We start from the raw sequence: 19,895 nt of genomic DNA, 5'->3' as shown, positions 1-19,895 counted from the left end.
GGCCGTATTTTCTAGCAATGATCGGCTGGAGGTATGCCAAACACTGGCATGCCTTCGGCGTCCCAGCTAAGGGTTTTCAGACGCGTATGGCGGTTTGGATCGTAAAGCGGGTCACCCTCGATTTCCGTGTAATTCCGCGCGTGATACACCAAAACATCCTCACCCACCTTCGTTCTGACAAAGCTGTTGTGCCCAGGCCCATACTGCTTGTTTTCATAGCTGGTGGTGAACACGGGCTGCGAGGATTTGTGCCAGTTCTCCGCTTTGGTTGGGTCTGCTGACATGTCAATCCACAGCAGGCCAAGGCAGTAATTCTCATCCGTTGCACTGGCAGAGTAACTGACAAAAAGTTTCTCGCCATGGGTGATGACGGCGGGCCCTTCATTCACAGAAAATCCGCGACACTCCCAATCCAGCTCAGGTTGACTCAGCATGACTGGCTCACCCTTGATTGACCACGGCGTATCCATTTCGGCGAGATAGATATTCGAATTGCCGGGAATGTGCGGGGATTTTTGCGCCCACAGATACCACTGCTTACCCTGATGGCTGAATGTGGTCGCGTCCAGGCAGAAGGTATCGAACTGGGTTTTTACCTGTCCTTTTTCAATCCATTTTCCGGTCATCGGGTCCGCATCGGCGCATTCCAGCGCAAACATGCGATGCTGGAACATCCCCAGCGAATCGAACGCTTTGGTGTGGGCTGCCGCGAAATAGATGTACCACTTGCCTTCAATAACATGCAGCTCAGGTGCCCAGATGAGCTCGCTCATCGGCCCGCTTTCGTGTTTACGCCACACCACAACCGGGTTTGACTGCGGCAGGGCTTCCAGCGACGAGGCTCGGCGGATCTCCAGCCGATCGTATTCTGGTACCGAAGCAATAAAATAGTACCAGCCGTCATGGAGCAGAATAAACGGATCGGCCCGCTGTTCGATAAAAGGATTTGCCCAGTTACTCATTACACGTTCCTCAGGTTTTCAGTTGGGTGGATCTCCGGGCGATCGTTTAGCTCGCGGTAGCTGATGCGGCGTTTTTCCAGATCCAACTGAATTTGTTTCATCAATTCACGATCGACTTTCAGCAGGCGGACCACGCCCGCGGTGATGAGATAGCCCACGCCGGGGATAATAGTAAACAGCATCACGATGCCGTTAAGCGCTTCCGGCCCCTGTTGTTTTAAGCTCGCATCATAACCATACCAGGAGAGCAGGAAGCCAACCATCGCGCCCGCCACGGCCAGGCCGCATTTAAGGAAGAACAGGTTGCCGGAAAAGCTGATCCCGGTGATGCGTTTGCCGGTTTTCCATTCGCCGTAATCGTCAACGTCGGCCATCAGCGACCAGTGAAGCGGGGAAGGAAGCTGATGCAGGATGTTCAGTACGAAATAGGCGACCAGAATCAGCGTGGTGGCATGCGGGTCAAGGAAATAGAAGCCGCAGGAGAAAAGGGTGAGAATGATATTTGTCCAGAAGAACACTTTGAGCTTGCAGTATTTATCGGTAAGCGGTTTTGCCAGCGCGCTACCAATCATCATGCCGACCACGCCAAGGCTGATAAACATGCTCGCAAACGAAGTGGATTTTTCCATCACCCATGTTACGTAGTACATGGTGGCGGCCATACGAATAAAGCCGGGACACACGTTGCAGAAGGTTAGCAGCAGGATCCGCACCCACTGGTCGTTTTTCCACACATCTTTCAGGTCGGCCTTCAAAGCATGTTTCGACGGGATGGCCGGCTTAATACGCTCTTTCACCGTGGCGAAGCAGAACAGGAACATGAAGAGCGCGATGATCGCCATCACGCCCATCGACATTTGATACCCTTTGGCCTTATCCGCGCCGCCAAACCAGTCCGCCATTGGCAGCAGGGTGGAGGAGAGGATCAGGGTCGCAATACCCACCATAAAGAAGCGGTATGACTGGCAGGCCACGCGCTCATGCGGATCGGCCGTTATTACGCCGCCCAGCGAGCAGTAAGGAATGTTGATGGCGGTATAGGTGAGTGACATAAGGAAATAGGTCACGAAGGCATAGACAACCTTGCTATTGTAGCTCCACTCCGGGGTAGTGAACATCAGCACGCTAAACAGAACATACGGCAGGGAAATCCACAGCAGATAAGGACGAAATCTTCCCCAGCGTGAAGTAGTACGATCGGCGATAGCCCCCATAATCGGGTCGGTTACGGCATCAATCACCCGCACGGATAACAGCAGTACGCCGACCAGCGCCGGGGCCAATCCAAATACATCAGTATAAAAATAATTAAGAAACAGCATGATGGCGCCGCCAATCATGTTGCACCCGGCATCGCCCATACCGTAGCCGATTTTTTCGCGTACAGATAATTTACCGTTTTCCATCGACAACACTCCTGAACTGAATATGGACAAGAGTATTGGCTTGATAGGTCGGAATCGTGCAGCAGTAATTCGTCGAAGGGATGGACAATCGTGTCATGAAAGGGAAAGTGTGAGGCAGATAACAAAGCGCCCGGGCTGGCCGGGCGCTTTTAAAACACAGAACATCAGGCTTTTACAGATTTCCGGCTTTGCTGAGTTTTAACCCAGTAACCAACGGCGAGGATCAGCACCCAGACAGGGATCAGCCATACGGAGATTGCCATGCCCGGCGTAATCGCCATAATCACCAGAATCGCGGCCATGAACAACAGGCAGACCCAGTTCCCAAACGGGTAGAAGAGGGCAGGGAAACGGGTCTTCACACCCTGCTGATCTTTCTTACGGCGGAACTTGATATGCGCGAGGCTTATCATCGCCCAGTTGATAACCAGTGCAGAAACAACCAGCGCCATCAGCAGGCCAAAGGCTTCACCCGGCATCAGATAGTTGATCAGTACGCACAGAGCGGTAGCAACAGCCGAAACCAGGATAGTGGTCACCGGCACGCCACGCTTATCAACTTTCAGCAGTGCTTTCGGGGCGTTGCCCTGTTGCGCCAGGCCGAACAGCATGCGGCTGTTACAGTAAACGCAGCTGTTATACACCGACAGCGCAGCCGTCAGAATAACGATGTTCAGCGCGTTGGCGACAAACGAATCTCCCAGTTCGTGGAAGATAAGCACGAACGGGCTGGTGTCGGCAGTAACGCGGGTCCACGGCATCAGGGACAGCAGAACGGCCAGCGAGCCCACATAGAAAATCAGGATCCGGTAGATAACCTGGTTAGTGGCTTTTGGAATGCTAACTTCAGGATTGTCGGCTTCGGCGGCGGTAATACCAACCAGCTCCAGGCCACCGAAAGAGAACATAATAATGGCCATCATCATGACCAGCCCCGTCATGCCGTGTGGCAAGAACCCGCCCTGTTCCCAGAGGTTGCGCACCGTGGCCTGTGGCCCTGCGGTATCGCTGAACAGCAGCCAGCCGCCGAAGAGAATCATGGCGACAACGGCGACAACTTTAATGATGGCAAACCAAAACTCCATTTCGCCAAACACTTTAACGTTGGTGAGGTTGATGGCGTTGATCAGCACGAAGAAGGCGGCAGCGGAAGCCCAGGTTGGAATTTCAGGCCACCAGAACTGCACGTACTTACCCACTGCGGTCAGCTCTGCCATCGCTACCAGTACGTAAAGCACCCAGTAGTTCCAGCCGGAAGCAAAGCCCGCGAAACCGCCCCAGTATTTGTAGGCAAAATGGCTGAATGAACCGGCTACGGGCTCTTCAACGACCATCTCGCCGAGCTGGCGCATAATCAAAAATGCAATAAATCCAGCGATTGCGTAACCGAGAATAATCCCCGGCCCCGCCGACTGAATAACGGACGCGCTGCCGAGAAACAGGCCCGTCCCGATAGCTCCACCTAAAGCGATGAGCTGAATATGGCGGTTTTTGAGGCCGCGCTTTAGCGTGTCGCCGCCCTGCTGATGAGCATCCATCGATAAACCTCGTGATTGTGGTTGTTCTTATACGCTCGTAACGGCGTGTGTAATTTTGTGATTCCGTAAGGTGTAGTCTTTATTTTACGGTTGTTAATTCCAGTATTTTGCTTAATGGACTACCGCAGCGCCAAGAATAGTGGTAAGCGCCTGTGTTTGCACCTGCTTTCTCTTATTGCTGTGACGAGTTGGATAAAAAGAGAACAGCGTTAAATATAGCGGGCTCTCTCAGTTAACAACGATTGGCCAAAAATAAGCGGTGGTTTTGAATTTATATTCATTTTTTAAGCTGTTGAATCGGTTCGACTTGCAAATTAACGCAGATTCTTACGTTTCCTTAAGGTTAAATTTCCGGCGGCGGTGGTAAACGTAAAATTTGTGCAAAGTTACATGTATGAAACGGTACTTCTGTGATGTTGTTAAAATGTGCCCGCTTTACTGATTTCAATCAAAACCAGGATGGACAGAAGGTGAATACTTTGTTACTTTAGCGTCACGAATGTGAAATTGGTCATACCAATTGACTCTGGGCTAAATGGCAGAGATAGGGAAGAATGGCCTACAGCAAAATCCGCCAACCAAAATTATCCGATGTGATTGAGCAGCAGTTGGAGTTTCTCATCCTTGAGGGCACCTTGCGTCCCGGCGAAAAACTCCCACCCGAACGTGAACTGGCAAAGCAGTTTGACGTTTCTCGTCCTTCCCTCCGTGAAGCTATCCAGCGTCTCGAGGCCAAAGGACTTCTGCTTCGTCGGCAGGGCGGTGGTACTTTTGTCCAAAACAGCCTCTGGCAGAGCTTAAGCGATCCGCTTGTAGAGCTGCTTTCTGACCATCCCGAATCCCAGTTTGACCTGCTTGAAACCCGCCATGCCCTGGAAGGGATTGCTGCGTATTACGCTGCATTGCGTGGTACGGATGAAGATCTCAAACGCATCGGCGATTGCCATATTGCTATTCAGCAGGCCCAGGAGTCCGGCGATTTAGACGTCGAATCCGATGCCGTTATGCAGTACCAAATTGCAGTAACGGAAGCCGCACACAACGTTGTACTACTACACTTGTTGCGCTGTATGTCGCCAATGCTCGAACAAAATGTTCGTCAGAATTTTGAATTGCTCTACGCGCGTCGCGAAATGCTGGCGCAAGTGAGCAGCCATCGCGCCAGCATTTTTGCGGCGATTATGGCTCGTCAGCCGGAGCAGGCGCGTGAAGCGTCGCACCGTCACCTGGCGTTTATTGAGGAAATATTGCTGGATCGCAGCCGTGAAGAGAGCCGTCGTGAACGTTCTCTGCGCCGCCTTCAGCAACGTAAGGAATAAGGGCCAGATTTCTGGCTCTAAGCGCCATTCTTAGAGCGCGGCAACTAAACGCAGAACCTGTCTTATTGTGTTTTTTCAAGGAAAGCGCAATGGGACAGGTTCCAGATAATCAACGTATTAGACACAGATAAGGAATACCACCCATGTCAGAACGTTTCCCAAATGACGTGGATCCGATCGAAACTCGCGACTGGCAACAGGCGATCGAATCGGTCATCCGTGAAGAAGGTGTTGAGCGTGCTCAGTATCTCATCGACCAGCTATTGTCCGAAGCCCGCAAAGGCGGCGTTAAAGTGGCAGCTGGCACAGGTGCAGCCAACTACGTAAACACTATTGCCGTTGAAGATGAGCCGGAATATCCGGGCAATCTGGAGCTGGAACGCCGTATTCGTTCTGCTATCCGCTGGAACGCCATCATGACCGTGCTGCGTGCGTCTAAAAAAGACCTCGAGCTGGGTGGCCACATGGCATCCTTCCAGTCTTCCGCAACTGTCTATGATGTGTGCTTCAACCACTTCTTCCGTGCTCGCACAGAAAAAGATGGCGGCGATCTGGTGTACTTCCAGGGCCACATCTCTCCGGGCGTTTACGCACGTGCCTTCCTGGAAGGTCGTCTGACTGAAGAGCAGATGAACAACTTCCGTCAGGAAGTTCACGGCAACGGTCTGTCTTCTTATCCGCACCCGAAACTGATGCCTGAGTTCTGGCAGTTCCCGACCGTCTCTATGGGTCTGGGTCCAATCGGTGCGATTTATCAGGCTAAATTCCAGAAATACCTGGAGCACCGTGGTCTGAAAGACACCTCCGCTCAGCGCGTTTACGCGTTCCTGGGCGACGGCGAGATGGATGAGCCTGAATCTAAAGGCGCCATCACTATCGCGACTCGTGAAAAACTGGACAACCTGTGCTTCGTCATCAACTGTAACCTGCAGCGTCTTGACGGCCCGGTCACCGGCAACGGCAAAATCATTAACGAACTGGAAGGCATCTTCGCGGGCGCCGGCTGGAACGTGATCAAAGTGATGTGGGGTGCCCGTTGGGACGAGCTGCTGCGTAAAGATACCAGCGGTAAACTGATTCAGCTGATGAACGAAACCGTTGACGGCGACTATCAGACCTTCAAATCCAAAAACGGCGCATATGTGCGTGAGCACTTCTTCGGTAAATACCCGGAGACTGCAGCACTGGTCGCTGACTGGACTGACGAGCAGATCTGGGCCCTGAACCGTGGTGGCCACGATCCGAAGAAAGTCTACGCTGCACTGAAAAAAGCGCAGGAAACCAAAGGCAAAGCAACTGTGATCCTGGCTCATACCATTAAAGGGTATGGCATGGGTGATACCGCCGAAGGGAAAAACATCGCTCACCAGGTTAAGAAAATGAACATGGAAGGCGTGCGTTACGTGCGTGACCGTTTCAACGTGCCTGTGACTGATGCCGATCTCGAAAAACTGCCATACGTTAAGTTTGAAGAAGGTAGCGAAGAGTACAACTACCTGCATGGCCAGCGTGAAAAGCTGAACGGCTACCTGCCTTCTCGTATGCCTAAGTTCACCGAGAAGCTTGAGCTGCCTAAGCTTGAAGACTTCAGCCAGCTGCTGGAAGAGCAGAACAAAGAGATCTCCACCACTATCGCTTTCGTTCGTGCCCTGAACGTGATGCTGAAGAACCCGTCTATCAAAGACCGTCTGGTTCCAATCATCGCCGATGAAGCGCGTACCTTCGGTATGGAAGGCCTGTTCCGTCAGATTGGTATTTACAGCCCTAACGGCCAGCAGTACACCCCGCAGGACCGTGAGCAGGTTGCTTACTACAAAGAAGACGAGAAAGGTCAGATCCTGCAGGAAGGTATCAACGAGCTGGGCGCAGGTTCTTCCTGGCTGGCTGCTGCGACCTCTTACAGCACCAACAACCTGCCGATGATTCCGTTCTACATCTACTACTCCATGTTCGGTTTCCAGCGTATCGGCGACCTGTGCTGGGCAGCAGGTGACCAGCAGGCACGTGGCTTCCTGGTAGGCGGGACTTCCGGTCGTACCACCCTGAACGGTGAAGGTCTGCAGCACGAAGATGGCCATAGCCATATTCAGTCTCTGACTATCCCGAACTGTATCTCTTACGATCCTTCTTACGCTTACGAAGTGGCTGTCATCATGCATGACGGTCTGGAGCGTATGTACGGTGAAGCACAAGAGAACATTTACTACTACATCACGACCCTCAACGAAAACTACCACATGCCTGCGATGCCGCAGGGTGCGGAAGAAGGTATCCGTAAAGGTATCTACAAACTGGAAACCGTTGAAGGTAGCAAAGGTAAAGTTCAGCTGATGGGCTCTGGTTCTATCCTGCGTCACGTACGTGAAGCAGCGCAGATCCTGGCTAAAGACTACGGCGTAGGCTCTGACGTATTCAGCGTCACCTCCTTCACCGAACTGGCCCGTGACGGTCAGGACTGTGAGCGCTGGAACATGCTGCACCCAACTGAAGAACCACGCGTACCGTACGTTGCTCAGGTTCTGAGCGATGCACCAGCGGTGGCATCTACTGACTATATGAAACTGTTCGCTGAGCAGATCCGTAACTTCATCCCGGCAAGCGACTACCGCGTACTGGGCACTGATGGCTTCGGTCGTTCAGACAGCCGCGAAAACCTGCGTCACCACTTTGAAGTTGACTCATCCTACGTGGTTGTTGCCGCGCTGGGCGAGCTGGCTAAACGTGGTGAAATCGATAAGAAAGTGGTAGCGGAAGCCATCACTAAATTCAATATCGATGCAGATAAAGTTAACCCGCGTCTGGCGTAAGAGGTAAAGAAGATAATGGCTATCGAAATCAACGTACCGGACATCGGGGCTGATGAAGTTGAAATCACCGAGATCCTGGTCAAAGTGGGCGACAAAGTTGAAGCTGAACAGTCGCTGATCACCGTAGAAGGCGACAAAGCCTCTATGGAAGTTCCGTCACCTCAGGCTGGCGTTGTTAAAGAGATCAAAGTCTCTGTTGGCGACAAAACCGAGACTGGCAAACTGATCATGATTTTCGATTCCGCCGAAGGTGCAGCAGCCGCTGCACCTGCTCAGGCAGAAGAGAAGAAAGAAGCGGCACCAGCGGCTGCGGCAGCAAAAGAAGTGAACGTACCGGACATCGGCGGTGACGAAGTAGAAGTCACCGAGATCATGGTTAAAGTTGGCGACAAAGTTGAAGCAGAGCAGTCTCTGATCACCGTTGAAGGTGACAAAGCTTCAATGGAAGTCCCGGCGCCGTTTGCAGGCGTTGTGAAAGAGATCAAAATCAATACCGGCGACAAAGTGTCTACCGGCTCCCTGATTATGGTCTTCGAAGTGGCGGGTGCTGCACCTGCTGCAACAGAGTCCAAAGCTGAAGCCGCTCCGGCAGCAGCGCCAGCGGCATCCGGCTCGAAAGAAGTGAACGTGCCTGATATCGGCGGTGACGAAGTAGAAGTGACCGAAGTGATGGTGAAAGTGGGCGACAAAGTTGCCGCTGAACAGTCACTGATCACCGTTGAAGGTGACAAGGCTTCTATGGAAGTGCCGGCTCCGTTTGCGGGCGTAGTTAAAGAGATCAAAATCAGCACTGGCGACAAAGTGTCTACCGGCTCCCTGATCATGGTCTTCGAAGTTGAAGGCGCAGCGCCTGCTCCGGCGGCTAAGCAAGAAGCAGCGGCTCCGGCCCCTGCGGCAAAAGCTGAGAAACCAGCGGCTGCACCAGCTGCGGCTTCCGGCAAAACTGAATTCGCTGAAAACGACGCTTACGTCCACGCGACTCCGCTGATTCGCCGCCTGGCGCGCGAGTTCGGTGTAAACCTGGCGAAAGTGAAGGGCACTGGTCGTAAAGGCCGTATCCTGCGCGAAGACGTTCAGGCTTACGTGAAAGACGCTGTTAAACGCGCTGAAACTGCTCCGGCAGCGACGGGCGGCGGTCTGCCTGGCATGCTGCCATGGCCGAAAGTCGACTTCAGCAAGTTTGGTGAAATCGAAGAAGTGGAAATGGGTCGTATCCAGAAAATTTCTGGTGCCAACCTGAGCCGTAACTGGGTGATGATCCCGCACGTTACCCACTTCGACAAAACCGATATCACCGATCTGGAAGCGTTCCGCAAACAGCAGAACGAAGAAGCGGCTAAGCGTAAGCTGGACGTGAAGTTCACTCCTGTGGTGTTCATCATGAAGGCTGTTGCAACTGCACTTGAGCAGATGCCTCGCTTTAACAGCTCCCTGTCCGAAGACGGCCAGAAGCTGACGCTGAAGAAATACATCAACGTCGGCGTGGCGGTTGATACGCCAAACGGCCTGGTGGTTCCGGTGTTCAAAGATGTGAACAAGAAGAGCATCACTGAACTGTCCCGTGAACTGATGGCTATCTCCAAGAAAGCCCGTGACGGTAAGCTGACCGCTGGTGAAATGCAGGGCGGCTGCTTCACTATCTCAAGCCTGGGCGGTATCGGGACAACTCACTTCGCGCCAATCGTTAACGCGCCGGAAGTGGCTATCCTCGGTGTCTCCAAGTCCGCGATGGAGCCTGTGTGGAACGGTAAAGAGTTCGTGCCGCGTCTGATGATGCCAATGTCTCTCTCCTTCGACCACCGCGTGATCGACGGTGCTGATGGTGCGCGCTTTATTACCATCATCAACAACACCCTGGCAGATATTCGTCGCCTGGTGATGTAAGCCAAAAAGCCGGCCTGCTGGTCGGCTTTTTTCTGATAATCTCATGATGTTGTCTGGGATTATCTGCTGCATAGGACAAAACGTTTGCCGTTTGTTGTTTCAAAATTGTTAACAATTTTGTAAACTGCACGCGGATAGAACGTCCCGGTGGATGATGGGCGTTGTGATACATCAGAAAAATAACGTCAGACCCGCCGGAAATAAATTAAGAGGTCATGATGAGTACTGAAATCAAAACTCAGGTCGTGGTACTTGGGGCTGGTCCTGCTGGTTACTCCGCTGCATTCCGTTGCGCTGATTTAGGTCTGGAGACCGTCATTGTTGAACGTTACAGCACCCTTGGTGGTGTTTGTCTGAACGTTGGCTGTATCCCTTCTAAAGCTCTGCTGCACGTTGCTAAAGTTATCGAAGAAGCGAAAGCTTTGGCCGAGCACGGCATCGTTTTCGGCGAGCCGAAAACCGACATTGATAAAATCCGTACCTGGAAAGAGAAGGTTATCAACCAGTTGACTGGTGGCCTGTCCGGTATGGCGAAAGGTCGTAAAGTTAAGGTCGTTAACGGTCTGGGTAAATTTACCGGCGCTAACACTCTGGTTGTCGAAGGTGAAAACGGCCCGACTACCATCAACTTTGATAACGCGATTATCGCGGCGGGTTCCCGTCCGATTCAGCTGCCATTCATTCCGCATGAAGATCCGCGCGTATGGGATTCCACCGACGCTCTGGAACTGAAATCCGTACCAAAACGCATGCTGGTTATGGGCGGCGGAATCATCGGTCTGGAGATGGGTACCGTTTACCATGCGCTGGGTTCAGAGATTGACGTGGTCGAGATGTTTGACCAGGTCATCCCTGCCGCCGATAAAGACGTGGTTAAGGTGTTCACCAAGCGTATCAGCAAGCAGTTCAACCTGATGCTGGAAACCAAAGTGACCGCCGTTGAAGCCAAAGAAGACGGTATCTACGTCTCTATGGAAGGCAAAAAAGCCCCGGCAGAAGCGCAGCGTTATGATGCGGTGCTGGTTGCTATCGGCCGTGTCCCTAACGGTAAGCTGCTGGACGCGGGCGCTGCCGGCGTTGAAGTTGACGACCGTGGCTTCATCCGTACCGACAAACAAATGCGCACCAACGTGCCGCACATCTACGCAATCGGCGATATCGTCGGTCAGCCGATGCTGGCGCACAAAGGTGTTCACGAAGGTCACGTTGCCGCGGAAGTTATCGCCGGCATGAAGCACTACTTCGACCCGAAAGTAATCCCATCGATTGCTTACACTGAACCAGAAGTTGCGTGGGTTGGCCTGACCGAGAAAGAAGCGAAAGAGAAAGGCATCAGCTACGAAACCGCCACCTTCCCGTGGGCTGCTTCTGGCCGTGCTATCGCTTCCGACTGCGCAGACGGTATGACCAAGCTAATCTTCGACAAAGAGACTCACCGTGTTATCGGTGGTGCGATTGTCGGGACTAACGGCGGCGAGCTGTTAGGTGAGATTGGCCTGGCTATCGAAATGGGCTGTGACGCAGAAGACATCGCGCTCACCATCCATGCGCACCCGACTCTGCACGAGTCAGTGGGTCTGGCTGCCGAGATCTTCGAAGGTAGCATCACCGACCTGCCAAACCCGAAAGCGAAGAAAAAGTAACTTTTCGAGTTTGACGAAACGGCCCTGCGGGGCCGTTTTTTTTGGCTAAAAGGCCGCCCTTGCGGGCGGCCAGTAGCTTAATTGCCCAGGTTCAGCACCAGCAGAACCGTGATGTCTGAAATGTTCCAGCCACCCTGACTCAGTGCGATAACCGAACCCAACACAAGGATAAGCGCGTAGAGCAGACGCATTTCCATTGCGTGTTTCCGTAAAAACTACGGCGATCCCTTCTTCACCGGGAAAGGCAGAACCAGGCAAGTGTATTAGATTTGCCACGTAGGATGGATGAACTGCTTCCAGGCCCGGTGACTGGCTGCTACACCAGCGAAGCAGGCCGCTGGTGAATATAGATAAAAGCGGTGTACTTGAATATGGCAATTTAGTGTTTGCATAGAGTTGCATCCACTTTCCGGTAGGTGTGCACAAAACGAACAGTTTAACTTGCACCTGGTCATTTCAGGAGGCAAAATAGTTTTCGTATTAGGTTTGCCACAAAACACTTCTCCGCATCGTGTGCTACCACCTTGCAGAGACAAACTAACCGCCGAAAGGCGGTTTTTTTGTACCCAAACGAAAAGGCCGCCCTTGCGGGCGGCCAGTAGCTTAATTGCCCAGGTTCAGCACCAGCAGAACCGTGATGTCTGAAATGTTCCAGCCACCCTGACTCAGCGCGATAACTGAACCCAACACAAGGATAAGCGCGTAAAGCAGACGCATTTCCATTGCGTGTTTCCGTAAAACTACGGCGATCCCTTCTTCACCGGGAAAGGCAGAACCAGGCAAGTTTACTGAGCTTGCCACGTAGAGCAGATGAACTGCTTCCGTGCCCGGTGACTGGCTGCTACACCAGCGAAGCAGACCGCCGTCGAATGTAGAGCAGAAAAGGATGCTGATAAACAGCCATTTTCGGTTTGCAGCAAGTTACATACGTTTTCTGGTGGCAGTACGCAAAATAAACAATTGGTCTTGCACGGTTAAAAATTTGGATGCAAAATCCTTCATGTACTGAGCTTGCCACAAAACACTTCTCCGCAACGTGTGCTACCACCTTGCAGAGACAAACGAACCGCCGAAAGGCGGTTTTTTTGTGAACGATATTCATTTCTGAACGCGTAAACCCCGTCCGTAACGATTCAGCAAAAATAGTATGTTGCTTTTTTGTAAACAGATTAACTCCCCCTGAAAATCCTGCTATGCTGCCCGACGCGGTATCGGGCATTTACCCTACAAACTGCTGTCTCACAGGAGCGTGAAGAGATTAGCCTGGTGGCGCCATATGACAATGAGAGCGAGGAGAACCGTCGTGCTAGAAGAATACCGTAAGCACGTAGCTGAACGTGCCGCCGAGGGGATTGTTGCAAAACCATTAGATGCAACCCAAATGGCCGCACTGGTTGAGCTGCTGAAGAATCCGCCTGCTGGCGAAGAAGCATTCCTGTTAGATTTGATCACCAACCGCGTTCCGCCAGGCGTCGATGAAGCCGCCTACGTTAAAGCCGGATTCCTGGCTGCCCTCGCTAAAGGCGATGCGACCTCCCCATTAATCTCCCCGGAAAAAGCAGTTGAGCTGCTTGGCACCATGCAGGGCGGATACAACATTCACCCGCTGATTGACGCGCTGGACAACGAAAAGCTGGCTGCTATTGCTGCCAAAGCGCTGTCCCATACGCTGCTGATGTTCGATAACTTCTATGACGTCGAAGAGAAAGCAAAAGCGGGCAATAGCCACGCACAGCAGGTACTGAAGTCCTGGGCTGATGCCGAGTGGTTCCTGGCTCGTCCAAAGCTTGCCGAGAAAATCACCGTTACCGTCTTTAAAGTCACCGGCGAAACCAACACCGATGACCTGTCTCCGGCACCAGATGCCTGGTCCCGTCCGGATATCCCACTGCACGCTCTGGCGATGCTGAAAAACGCCCGTGAAGGCATTGATCCGGATCAGCCGGGCAGCGTCGGTCCCATCAAGCAAATCGAAGCCCTGAATAAGAAAGGCTTCCCGCTGGCGTATGTTGGTGATGTTGTCGGTACCGGTTCATCCCGTAAATCCGCCACTAACTCCGTGCTGTGGTTCATGGGGGATGATATCCCGAACGTGCCGAATAAGCGCGGCGGCGGTGTGGTTCTGGGCGGTAAAATTGCGCCAATCTTCTTCAACACTATGGAAGATGCCGGTGCGCTGCCGATTGAAGTAGACGTTAACGACCTGAACATGGGCGATGTTATCGACATCTATCCGTATAAAGGCGAAGTGCGTAATCACGACACCAACGAAGTTATCGCTAATTTCGAACTGAAAACTGACGTGCTGCTTGATGAAGTGCGCGCCGGTGGCCGCATTCCGCTGATCATCGGTCGCGGTCTGACGACTAAAGCTCGTGAAGCGCTGAACCTGCCGCACAGCGAAGTTTTCGTGCAGGCGAAAGACGTGGTGGCCAGCACCCGTGGCTTCTCTCTGGCGCAGAAAATGGTTGGCCGTGCCTGCGGCGTGGACGGCATCCGTCCTAACCAGTACTGCGAACCAAAAATGACGTCCGTCGGCTCTCAGGACACCACCGGTCCAATGACTCGTGATGAACTGAAGGACCTTGCGTGTCTGGGCTTCTCCGCAGATCTGGTGATGCAGTCCTTCTGCCACACGGCTGCTTATCCTAAGCCTGTAGACGTGACCACTCACCACACTCTGCCTGACTTCATTATGAACCGTGGCGGCGTGTCGCTGCGTCCGGGCGATGGCGTTATCCACTCCTGGCTGAATCGCATGCTGCTGCCGGATACCGTAGGTACCGGTGGTGACTCCCACACCCGTTTCCCTATCGGCATCTCCTTCCCGGCTGGTTCCGGTCTGGTGGCATTTGCTGCTGCGACCGGGGTTATGCCGCTGGATATGCCTGAGTCGGTGCTGGTGCGCTTCAAAGGTAAAATGCAGCCGGGTATCACCCTGCGTGACCTGGTACACGCTATCCCGCTGTACGCTATCAAGCAGGGCCTGCTGACCGTTGAGAAGAAAGGTAAGAAGAACATCTTCTCCGGCCGTATTCTGGAAATCGAAGGTCTGCCAACGCTGAAAGTCGAGCAGGCGTTTGAGCTGACGGATGCTTCCGCAGAGCGTTCCGCTGCGGGCTGCACCATCAAGCTGGATCGCGAGCCGATCGAAGAGTACCTGAACTCCAACATCGTGCTGCTGAAGTGGATGATCGCCGAAGGCTACGGCGACCGCCGCACGCTGGAGCGTCGTATCCAGGGCATGGAAAAATGGCTGGCGGATCCTCAGCTGCTGGAAGCTGACGCAGACGCGGAATACGCAGAGATCATCGAAATCGATCTGAACGATATCAAAGAGCCGATCCTGTGCGCACCAAATGACCCGGACGACGCGCGTCTGCTGTCTGACGTTCAGGGCGAGAAAATCGATGAAGTGTTTATCGGCTCCTGCATGACCAACATCGGCCACTTCCGCGCGGCGGGCAAGCTGCTGGACAGCCACAAAGGCCAGCTGCCAACTCGTCTGTGGGTTGCCCCGCCAACGCGTATGGATGCGGCACAGCTCACCGAGGAAGGTTATTACAGCGTCTTCGGCAAGAGCGGGGCGCGTATCGAAATCCCTGGCTGTTCACTGTGCATGGGTAACCAGGCGCGTGTGGCAGACGGTGCAACCGTAGTATCGACTTCCACCCGTAACTTCCCGAACCGTTTAGGGACCGGGGCGAACGTCTTCCTGGCTTCCGCAGAGCTTGCCGCAGTTGCCTCACTGCTCGGCAAACTGCCAACGCCTGAGGAATACCAGACCTTTATGGCGCAGGTCGATAAAACGGCGGTGGACACCTATCGCTACCTGAACTTCGACCAGCTTTCCCAGTACACCGAGAAAGCAGACGGCGTGATTTTCCAGACCGCGGTCTGATAAATAAGCAAAACGCGTATGGGAGGCTCAGGCCTCCCTTTTTTATTCTCTGTCTGAAGGTTTCCACGCTGTTTTTCGCCGTCTTTACTGCGATACTTACCCTATACGCGATGAGGGTGCTGGCTTTCCCTCAGCAGGCAGAGGAAAACACCATGGAATATGAATTTTTGCGCGATGTCACAGGTCTTGTGAAGGTGCGTATGTCGATGGGCCACGAAGTGGTGGGTCATTGGTTCAACGAGGAAGTCAAAGACAATCCGGGCCTGCTTGATGAAGTGGAGCAGGCGATGGCGTCGGTGAAGGGTAGCGAGCGCCAGTGGCAAAGCATCGGACACGAATACACCCTGTGGCTCGACGGCGAAGAAGTGATTATCCGCGCAAACCAGCTGGAGATCTCCGGCGATGAAATGGAAGAGGGGATGAGCTACTACGACGAAGAAAGCCTGTCGTTCTGCGGCGTGGAGGATTTCCTGCAGGTCATGAACGCCTACCGGGAATTTTTGCAGCAGCGTTAAAACATCCCCATCAGCGTGCTGATGGGGATGCCATCAAAGAACAAACTGCATAATGTTCTGTGACACTTGTACCGGGGTGAGCAGTATATGCTTACCTAAATCCCATACCTGGCACTGACTAGCTGTAGGCATGCCGTCATTACGCACCAGATATTTCAAACCGGATGGATGGGGAGCCGAATAGTCCATAGGCATGCCGCAAGCAATCAGGAAATCAAGCTGACATCCACTTTTTTCCAGCTCATCGATACGTTGTTGCCAGTTTGCAGGCTTCTGATTCTGTAGGTTGCCGTAGTCCAGACAAATATCCACGCCAAAATCGATTATGCCAGGCAATGAGTTTGCGAAGCGGGTAGAAATTGCCGTGCCGTTCAAAGAGGTTGCTACGGCCTCGGAAGATGTGGAGATCCGTATACTGCTACCTTCTGGCAGTGTGGCAACAAAATACGGTGAGCCATCAGGTGCTGGCATCATCTGCTGAAAGAAATCTATCCGTGACGTACGGCGTTTCGGCCACAGAGTAATTGATCTATCGGTACGTTTGTTACTGGCACCAAGCATCCAGTTCAATGGGGTATAAATATTTTCTTTAACGTTCAAACGTATCTTCTCCTGCTCATTGCAGTAAAGGACGGCGCAGGTACCTGCCAGGAAAATTATTTCTCCTGCTTTGGGATAGATTGCTGGTGGGAAGCTATCGACCAGTTTATTAACGTAAATCGCCATCCTGTCGAGATAAAAACTGCACAGCGCCTGGATGCTGGCCTCATCTTTTAAATTATCCCACCGTGTATTCCAGAAGAACTCAGGCAGTGTGAAAAAAGTTGCCTGATAAGTTGCCGGATCGCGGGTCAGTGATTCTTGTAGCTGTGTGACAACATCGTTTAGTCGTGCATCAAGAATAGATTCGACATGATTCACCAGCGTCACGCCTTGTTTGGGCGTATCGCTGATCTCGTGATTCCAGGTATCAGTACAGAAAGAAAGTATACGAATAGACATGATGATTTCTCCAGTATGTCAGGAAATGAACAGTTGACGTTCTGCCTCACGGCGGCGTGTTAACCCTGAAACCTCTTTGCCTCCTGCCTGGTTCCAGCGCATAAACTCATTGGCAGCTTCCTTTGCGTTACCCGCGTTCAACTTTCTTAATAACGTTGAATTTTTCAGGCTTTGGCTGCCTAAATTGAAAGAGAAGCTGATCAGAGCATCGAACTGATTTTGCGTAACTTCTACCGTCAGCATGCTGTTTACGGCTCTTTCAAAACGTTGTAGATCCTCTTTGAGAATTTGATCTGCTTGCTGCTCGCTGATGGTTCGTTTCCCTCCTGGCGGCAGCGGATGCTCTACGTGTCCATAGCCAATGGTGGCGATACCTACGATGTCTTTGTAAGTGGTGAGCCTGAGTCCCTCAAAGTGCTTGATCAGATTGAGACCAGGGGTGGCGATAGTTTTATACTGACGGCTCATTTCTGTTCTCCTGTCTGGCGATCGGGGTCATGCGGTGGATGAACTCATCAAGCAGCCGCATAACAGCCTCCGGCGGCTCCTGGGCAATAAAATTGACTTCAATATCGATGTCGCGGCTGTCGCGACCGTCTGTGACCGCTCCGCTGTGGGGGGCCATTGTGACTTTGAAATGCCCACGTTCCCCCTGGCCCGTCAGATTCTCGACGGTTTCAGTAGCGTCGCCTCTCACAGTCAGGCGCATCACCATTTTGTCTACGGCCAGGTTGCGTGGTGGTGCGAGTGTGACAAGCGGGACATTAATGTGATGGTTATCATCAAGCCGCAGTTCGGCGTAATCGGCGGTATAGCTACCATCCGAATTCTGCGTAAAAAGCTGCGATAACATGACGATATACTGGTGAGTCATATATTGGTTGGCGCTGAAAGCCGCGTGTTGTAGCCCCTGAACCAGCAGATCGAGGCCCATGGCATGGTTACCTTCGTTTCCCGTGGGGGGAAGAGTGCCATCGCCGCCATCCCCGGCTTCAGAATCAGGTGGAGTTGGTGGTTCGTTGCCACCGCCGCTACCACCATTCGATGTGGGAGAGGCATCGCTACTGGTTTTGGTTTCTTGCTGCTCCGGTTGTGTCGATCCCACAGGTTCAGCTGCCTCTGGATCGTCGATGTTGCTAATGTTGCCTGCGAAAGTTTCTTCCTGCGGTGATTCAGTTGGCTTACGGCCAAACCAGTTCGAACGTAATGGTGACATGTTTTACCCTCAGGTAAGGCAGGCACCACCCTGAAGCGGCGCCTGAATTATCTTCTTATTTTTGCTATTAATTTGAGCCGATTTGCTATGCTTTATCCGCTACCGGAGGTGGGTAAAGTCCACTCTTATCGGTAGGAGGAAGTGGGACCGGTGGCGCAACCTTGCCATCTGAGCCAACCGCATGTGCCGGCTTGGTTGAAGCGTCGGTCAAGAAATCCACGACACGGCTAAGCGCTTCCGGCATTGGCTGGCGTTTAACAGAGGTATGGATGCTGTACTTGGCGCGAGTATCGGTTTTGCGGGTTTGTTCTGACTTGTGGCTTACACGGCCCTTAACGCTTACAGAGAAAGGACCCCAGCCAATTTTTCCTTCAAGGCTACCTTCTTGCTCACTATTTTCCGTGCTGGTAGCGCTCTGGCTGATTTCGAGTTCGAAATCAATGCTACCTTCTTCTATGCAGATAATTGGGTGTACGACCGCGGCCAGCAGGGGAATACGCATAATTTTGGTCTGCGTACCTTTACTTGCACCGCTTTCATCAACAATGGTTTCATCATATTCAAATTGAACAGATACCGCTTTCCCGTCTTTAATACAGACGCTTAATAAAAAGTCGGCATAGCTTTTTGCAGCCTGAGTCTGCGCTTTAATCATCGCCTGTAGAGGCGCGGAAATCATATTGTCGAGCGGCAATGAACTAATTACCGAGCCAATAAAAGATGGGTCAACGGGAGTGTCACCAGCCATAATATTATCCTCGTGTTGTTATGTAGGTGCAGAAATATGTCTGCCTGTTCAGCCTGGATTTACTTGTGGATATATGCCATGAACAGGAAGTTATTTTTTTGAAATCAGAAGGTATAGAACGAAAGATACATGAGGAAAGTTATATGGCGGAGGGTAAGTTTCTGTGCTTTATAAATAACCAAGCTGTACTCTTTCGATAAGAAATTTATTTAAATGTTATTGCTTGTATTCCTGACATCCTTGAAAGACTGATATGTTCAGGCGATAGTTAAGTCATACTTAATGACCACCCTTTAATTAAGTGGGAAGATAATGAACATACTTATTTATGATGAACTGCCGCTTTTTATTCATGGCGTGATTTGCCGCTGGGCAGATTTAGCGCCATCAGTTCAGGTTATTCCGACACACAGCGAAGATGAAATATGGCAGGCCATGTCTACAGAGATTCCTGAAGTTATCATCCTTGATGTTGAATATGATCAGCAAAAAAAACTGGATTTACTGCTGAAATTGAAATTACTTAATAGCGCTATTCCGGTACTTATTAATTTAAGGAGGATAGATAATATAAATTTGGTGAGTTTTCTTGAAAAGGGGATTGCAGGAGTTATTTTAAAACAAATGACCTGCGAGGAGATTTTACAGGCGGTAAGATGGGTCGGCAGCAATAGAATATATCTTCCCGGAAGCTGCTTTATTGATGAATATTTACCTAGAGAGGGTAACGTATCGGGTGTATTACGTTTGTTATCCCATCGTCAGCGAGAGATACTCGATCTTCTGGCACAGGGGCAAAGTAATAAACAAATATGCCGTCGACTCGGTATTGCTGAAGGAACAGTTAAAAATCACCTGCATGCGTTATTTCGCCAGTTGGGGGTAAAAAACCGCACTGAAGCCGCACTTAAAATGTCCCAGGTTTGTAGTTAATAAGATTAGCCCTGCCAGGAA

14 protein-coding genes are annotated in these 19,895 nt (G+C 51.9%); 7 read left to right on the top strand and 7 right to left on the bottom strand.

The window, feature by feature from the left end:
* Window positions 1-11: 11 nt before the first annotated feature.
* The 3 genes from HYQ67_RS02290 to aroP form a co-directional block, all read right to left on the bottom strand.
* Window positions 12-962 carry a glycoside hydrolase family 43 protein gene (locus tag HYQ67_RS02290; protein ID WP_202301178.1) on the bottom strand — a complete coding sequence of 317 codons (951 nt, stop codon included), beginning with the start codon at window positions 960-962 and terminating at the stop codon, window positions 12-14.
* Window positions 962-2,368 (bottom strand): glycoside-pentoside-hexuronide (GPH):cation symporter, encoded by a 1,407-nt coding sequence (locus HYQ67_RS02285; RefSeq protein WP_202301177.1) that lies wholly within the window; start codon window positions 2,366-2,368, stop codon window positions 962-964. The genes HYQ67_RS02290 and HYQ67_RS02285 overlap by 1 nt, the downstream gene beginning before the upstream one ends.
* A gap of 164 nt (window positions 2,369-2,532) precedes the next feature.
* Window positions 2,533-3,906, bottom strand: a complete 1,374-nt coding sequence (gene aroP, locus HYQ67_RS02280) for an aromatic amino acid transporter AroP (RefSeq protein WP_202301175.1) — start codon at window positions 3,904-3,906, stop codon at window positions 2,533-2,535.
* A 554-nt stretch (window positions 3,907-4,460) separates the two neighbouring features.
* Here aroP and pdhR point away from each other — a divergent pair.
* The 6 genes from pdhR to yacL all read left to right on the top strand — a co-directional run bounded on the left by pdhR (window position 4,461) and on the right by yacL (window position 15,975).
* Entirely contained in the window at window positions 4,461-5,225 is a 765-nt protein-coding gene (gene pdhR / locus HYQ67_RS02275) for a pyruvate dehydrogenase complex transcriptional repressor PdhR (RefSeq protein WP_202301174.1), read from the top strand.
* 143 nt (window positions 5,226-5,368) lie between these two features.
* Window positions 5,369-8,032, top strand: coding sequence for a pyruvate dehydrogenase (acetyl-transferring), homodimeric type (gene aceE, locus HYQ67_RS02270; protein ID WP_202301173.1), 2,664 nt, complete (start codon window positions 5,369-5,371; stop codon window positions 8,030-8,032).
* A 15-nt stretch (window positions 8,033-8,047) separates the two neighbouring features.
* Window positions 8,048-9,916: a pyruvate dehydrogenase complex dihydrolipoyllysine-residue acetyltransferase gene (gene aceF / locus HYQ67_RS02265; RefSeq protein ID WP_202301172.1), complete on the top strand. Its 1,869-nt coding sequence runs from the start codon at window positions 8,048-8,050 to the stop codon at window positions 9,914-9,916.
* Between the two features lie 218 nt (window positions 9,917-10,134).
* Complete coding sequence (gene lpdA, locus HYQ67_RS02260; RefSeq protein WP_202301171.1) at window positions 10,135-11,559, top strand: dihydrolipoyl dehydrogenase; 1,425 nt, start codon at window positions 10,135-10,137, stop codon at window positions 11,557-11,559.
* Window positions 11,560-12,862: 1,303 nt separating this feature from the next.
* On the top strand, window positions 12,863-15,460 hold the full coding sequence (acnB, locus tag HYQ67_RS02255) for a bifunctional aconitate hydratase 2/2-methylisocitrate dehydratase (RefSeq protein WP_202301170.1): 2,598 nt from the start codon (window positions 12,863-12,865) through the stop codon (window positions 15,458-15,460).
* 152 nt (window positions 15,461-15,612) lie between these two features.
* Window positions 15,613-15,975 (top strand): protein YacL, encoded by a 363-nt coding sequence (gene yacL / locus HYQ67_RS02250; RefSeq protein WP_202301169.1) that lies wholly within the window; start codon window positions 15,613-15,615, stop codon window positions 15,973-15,975.
* 33 nt (window positions 15,976-16,008) lie between these two features.
* On the opposite strand, the gene HYQ67_RS02245 is transcribed toward yacL, so the two are convergent.
* The 4 genes from HYQ67_RS02245 to HYQ67_RS02230 form a co-directional block, all read right to left on the bottom strand.
* Window positions 16,009-16,977 (bottom strand): hypothetical protein, encoded by a 969-nt coding sequence (locus HYQ67_RS02245; protein WP_202301168.1) that lies wholly within the window; start codon window positions 16,975-16,977, stop codon window positions 16,009-16,011.
* Window positions 16,978-16,995: 18 nt separating this feature from the next.
* On the bottom strand, window positions 16,996-17,445 hold the full coding sequence (locus HYQ67_RS02240) for a lysozyme (RefSeq protein WP_202301166.1): 450 nt from the start codon (window positions 17,443-17,445) through the stop codon (window positions 16,996-16,998).
* Entirely contained in the window at window positions 17,429-18,193 is a 765-nt protein-coding gene (locus HYQ67_RS02235) for a DUF2589 domain-containing protein (protein WP_202301164.1), read from the bottom strand. The genes HYQ67_RS02240 and HYQ67_RS02235 overlap by 17 nt, the downstream gene beginning before the upstream one ends.
* Before the next feature lie 85 nt (window positions 18,194-18,278).
* Complete coding sequence (locus HYQ67_RS02230) at window positions 18,279-18,941, bottom strand: DUF2589 domain-containing protein (protein WP_202301162.1); 663 nt, start codon at window positions 18,939-18,941, stop codon at window positions 18,279-18,281.
* A 312-nt stretch (window positions 18,942-19,253) separates the two neighbouring features.
* Here HYQ67_RS02230 and HYQ67_RS02225 point away from each other — a divergent pair, with 312 nt between their 5' ends.
* Complete coding sequence (locus HYQ67_RS02225; RefSeq protein WP_202301160.1) at window positions 19,254-19,874, top strand: response regulator transcription factor; 621 nt, start codon at window positions 19,254-19,256, stop codon at window positions 19,872-19,874.
* The last annotated feature ends 21 nt before the right edge of the window (window positions 19,875-19,895 follow it).

Origin of the sequence: Dryocola clanedunensis subsp. sulfonylureivorans (genome assembly GCF_016756775.1) — a bacterium.
Taxonomy (GTDB): Bacteria; Pseudomonadota; Gammaproteobacteria; order Enterobacterales; family Enterobacteriaceae; genus Dryocola; species Dryocola clanedunensis.
Note: the sequence above shows the minus strand (reverse complement) of the source record. Positions and strands in the feature narration are given on the sequence as shown.

Excerpts from the sequence above, each read along its gene's own strand:
- aceE (WP_202301173.1), top strand. The coding sequence starts at position 5,369 with ATGTCAGAACGTTTCCCAAATGACGTGGATCCGATCGAAACTCGCGAC.
- aroP (WP_202301175.1), bottom strand. The coding sequence starts at position 3,906 with ATGGATGCTCATCAGCAGGGCGGCGACACGCTAAAGCGCGGCCTCAAA.
- HYQ67_RS02235 (WP_202301164.1), bottom strand. The coding sequence starts at position 18,193 with ATGTCACCATTACGTTCGAACTGGTTTGGCCGTAAGCCAACTGAATCA.
- aceF (WP_202301172.1), top strand. The coding sequence starts at position 8,048 with ATGGCTATCGAAATCAACGTACCGGACATCGGGGCTGATGAAGTTGAA.
- yacL (WP_202301169.1), top strand. The coding sequence starts at position 15,613 with ATGGAATATGAATTTTTGCGCGATGTCACAGGTCTTGTGAAGGTGCGT.
- HYQ67_RS02285 (WP_202301177.1), bottom strand. The coding sequence starts at position 2,368 with ATGGAAAACGGTAAATTATCTGTACGCGAAAAAATCGGCTACGGTATG.
- HYQ67_RS02245 (WP_202301168.1), bottom strand. The coding sequence starts at position 16,977 with ATGTCTATTCGTATACTTTCTTTCTGTACTGATACCTGGAATCACGAG.
- HYQ67_RS02225 (WP_202301160.1), top strand. The coding sequence starts at position 19,254 with ATGAACATACTTATTTATGATGAACTGCCGCTTTTTATTCATGGCGTG.
- HYQ67_RS02240 (WP_202301166.1), bottom strand. The coding sequence starts at position 17,445 with ATGAGCCGTCAGTATAAAACTATCGCCACCCCTGGTCTCAATCTGATC.
- HYQ67_RS02290 (WP_202301178.1), bottom strand. The coding sequence starts at position 962 with ATGAGTAACTGGGCAAATCCTTTTATCGAACAGCGGGCCGATCCGTTT.
- pdhR (WP_202301174.1), top strand. The coding sequence starts at position 4,461 with ATGGCCTACAGCAAAATCCGCCAACCAAAATTATCCGATGTGATTGAG.
- lpdA (WP_202301171.1), top strand. The coding sequence starts at position 10,135 with ATGAGTACTGAAATCAAAACTCAGGTCGTGGTACTTGGGGCTGGTCCT.
- HYQ67_RS02230 (WP_202301162.1), bottom strand. The coding sequence starts at position 18,941 with ATGGCTGGTGACACTCCCGTTGACCCATCTTTTATTGGCTCGGTAATT.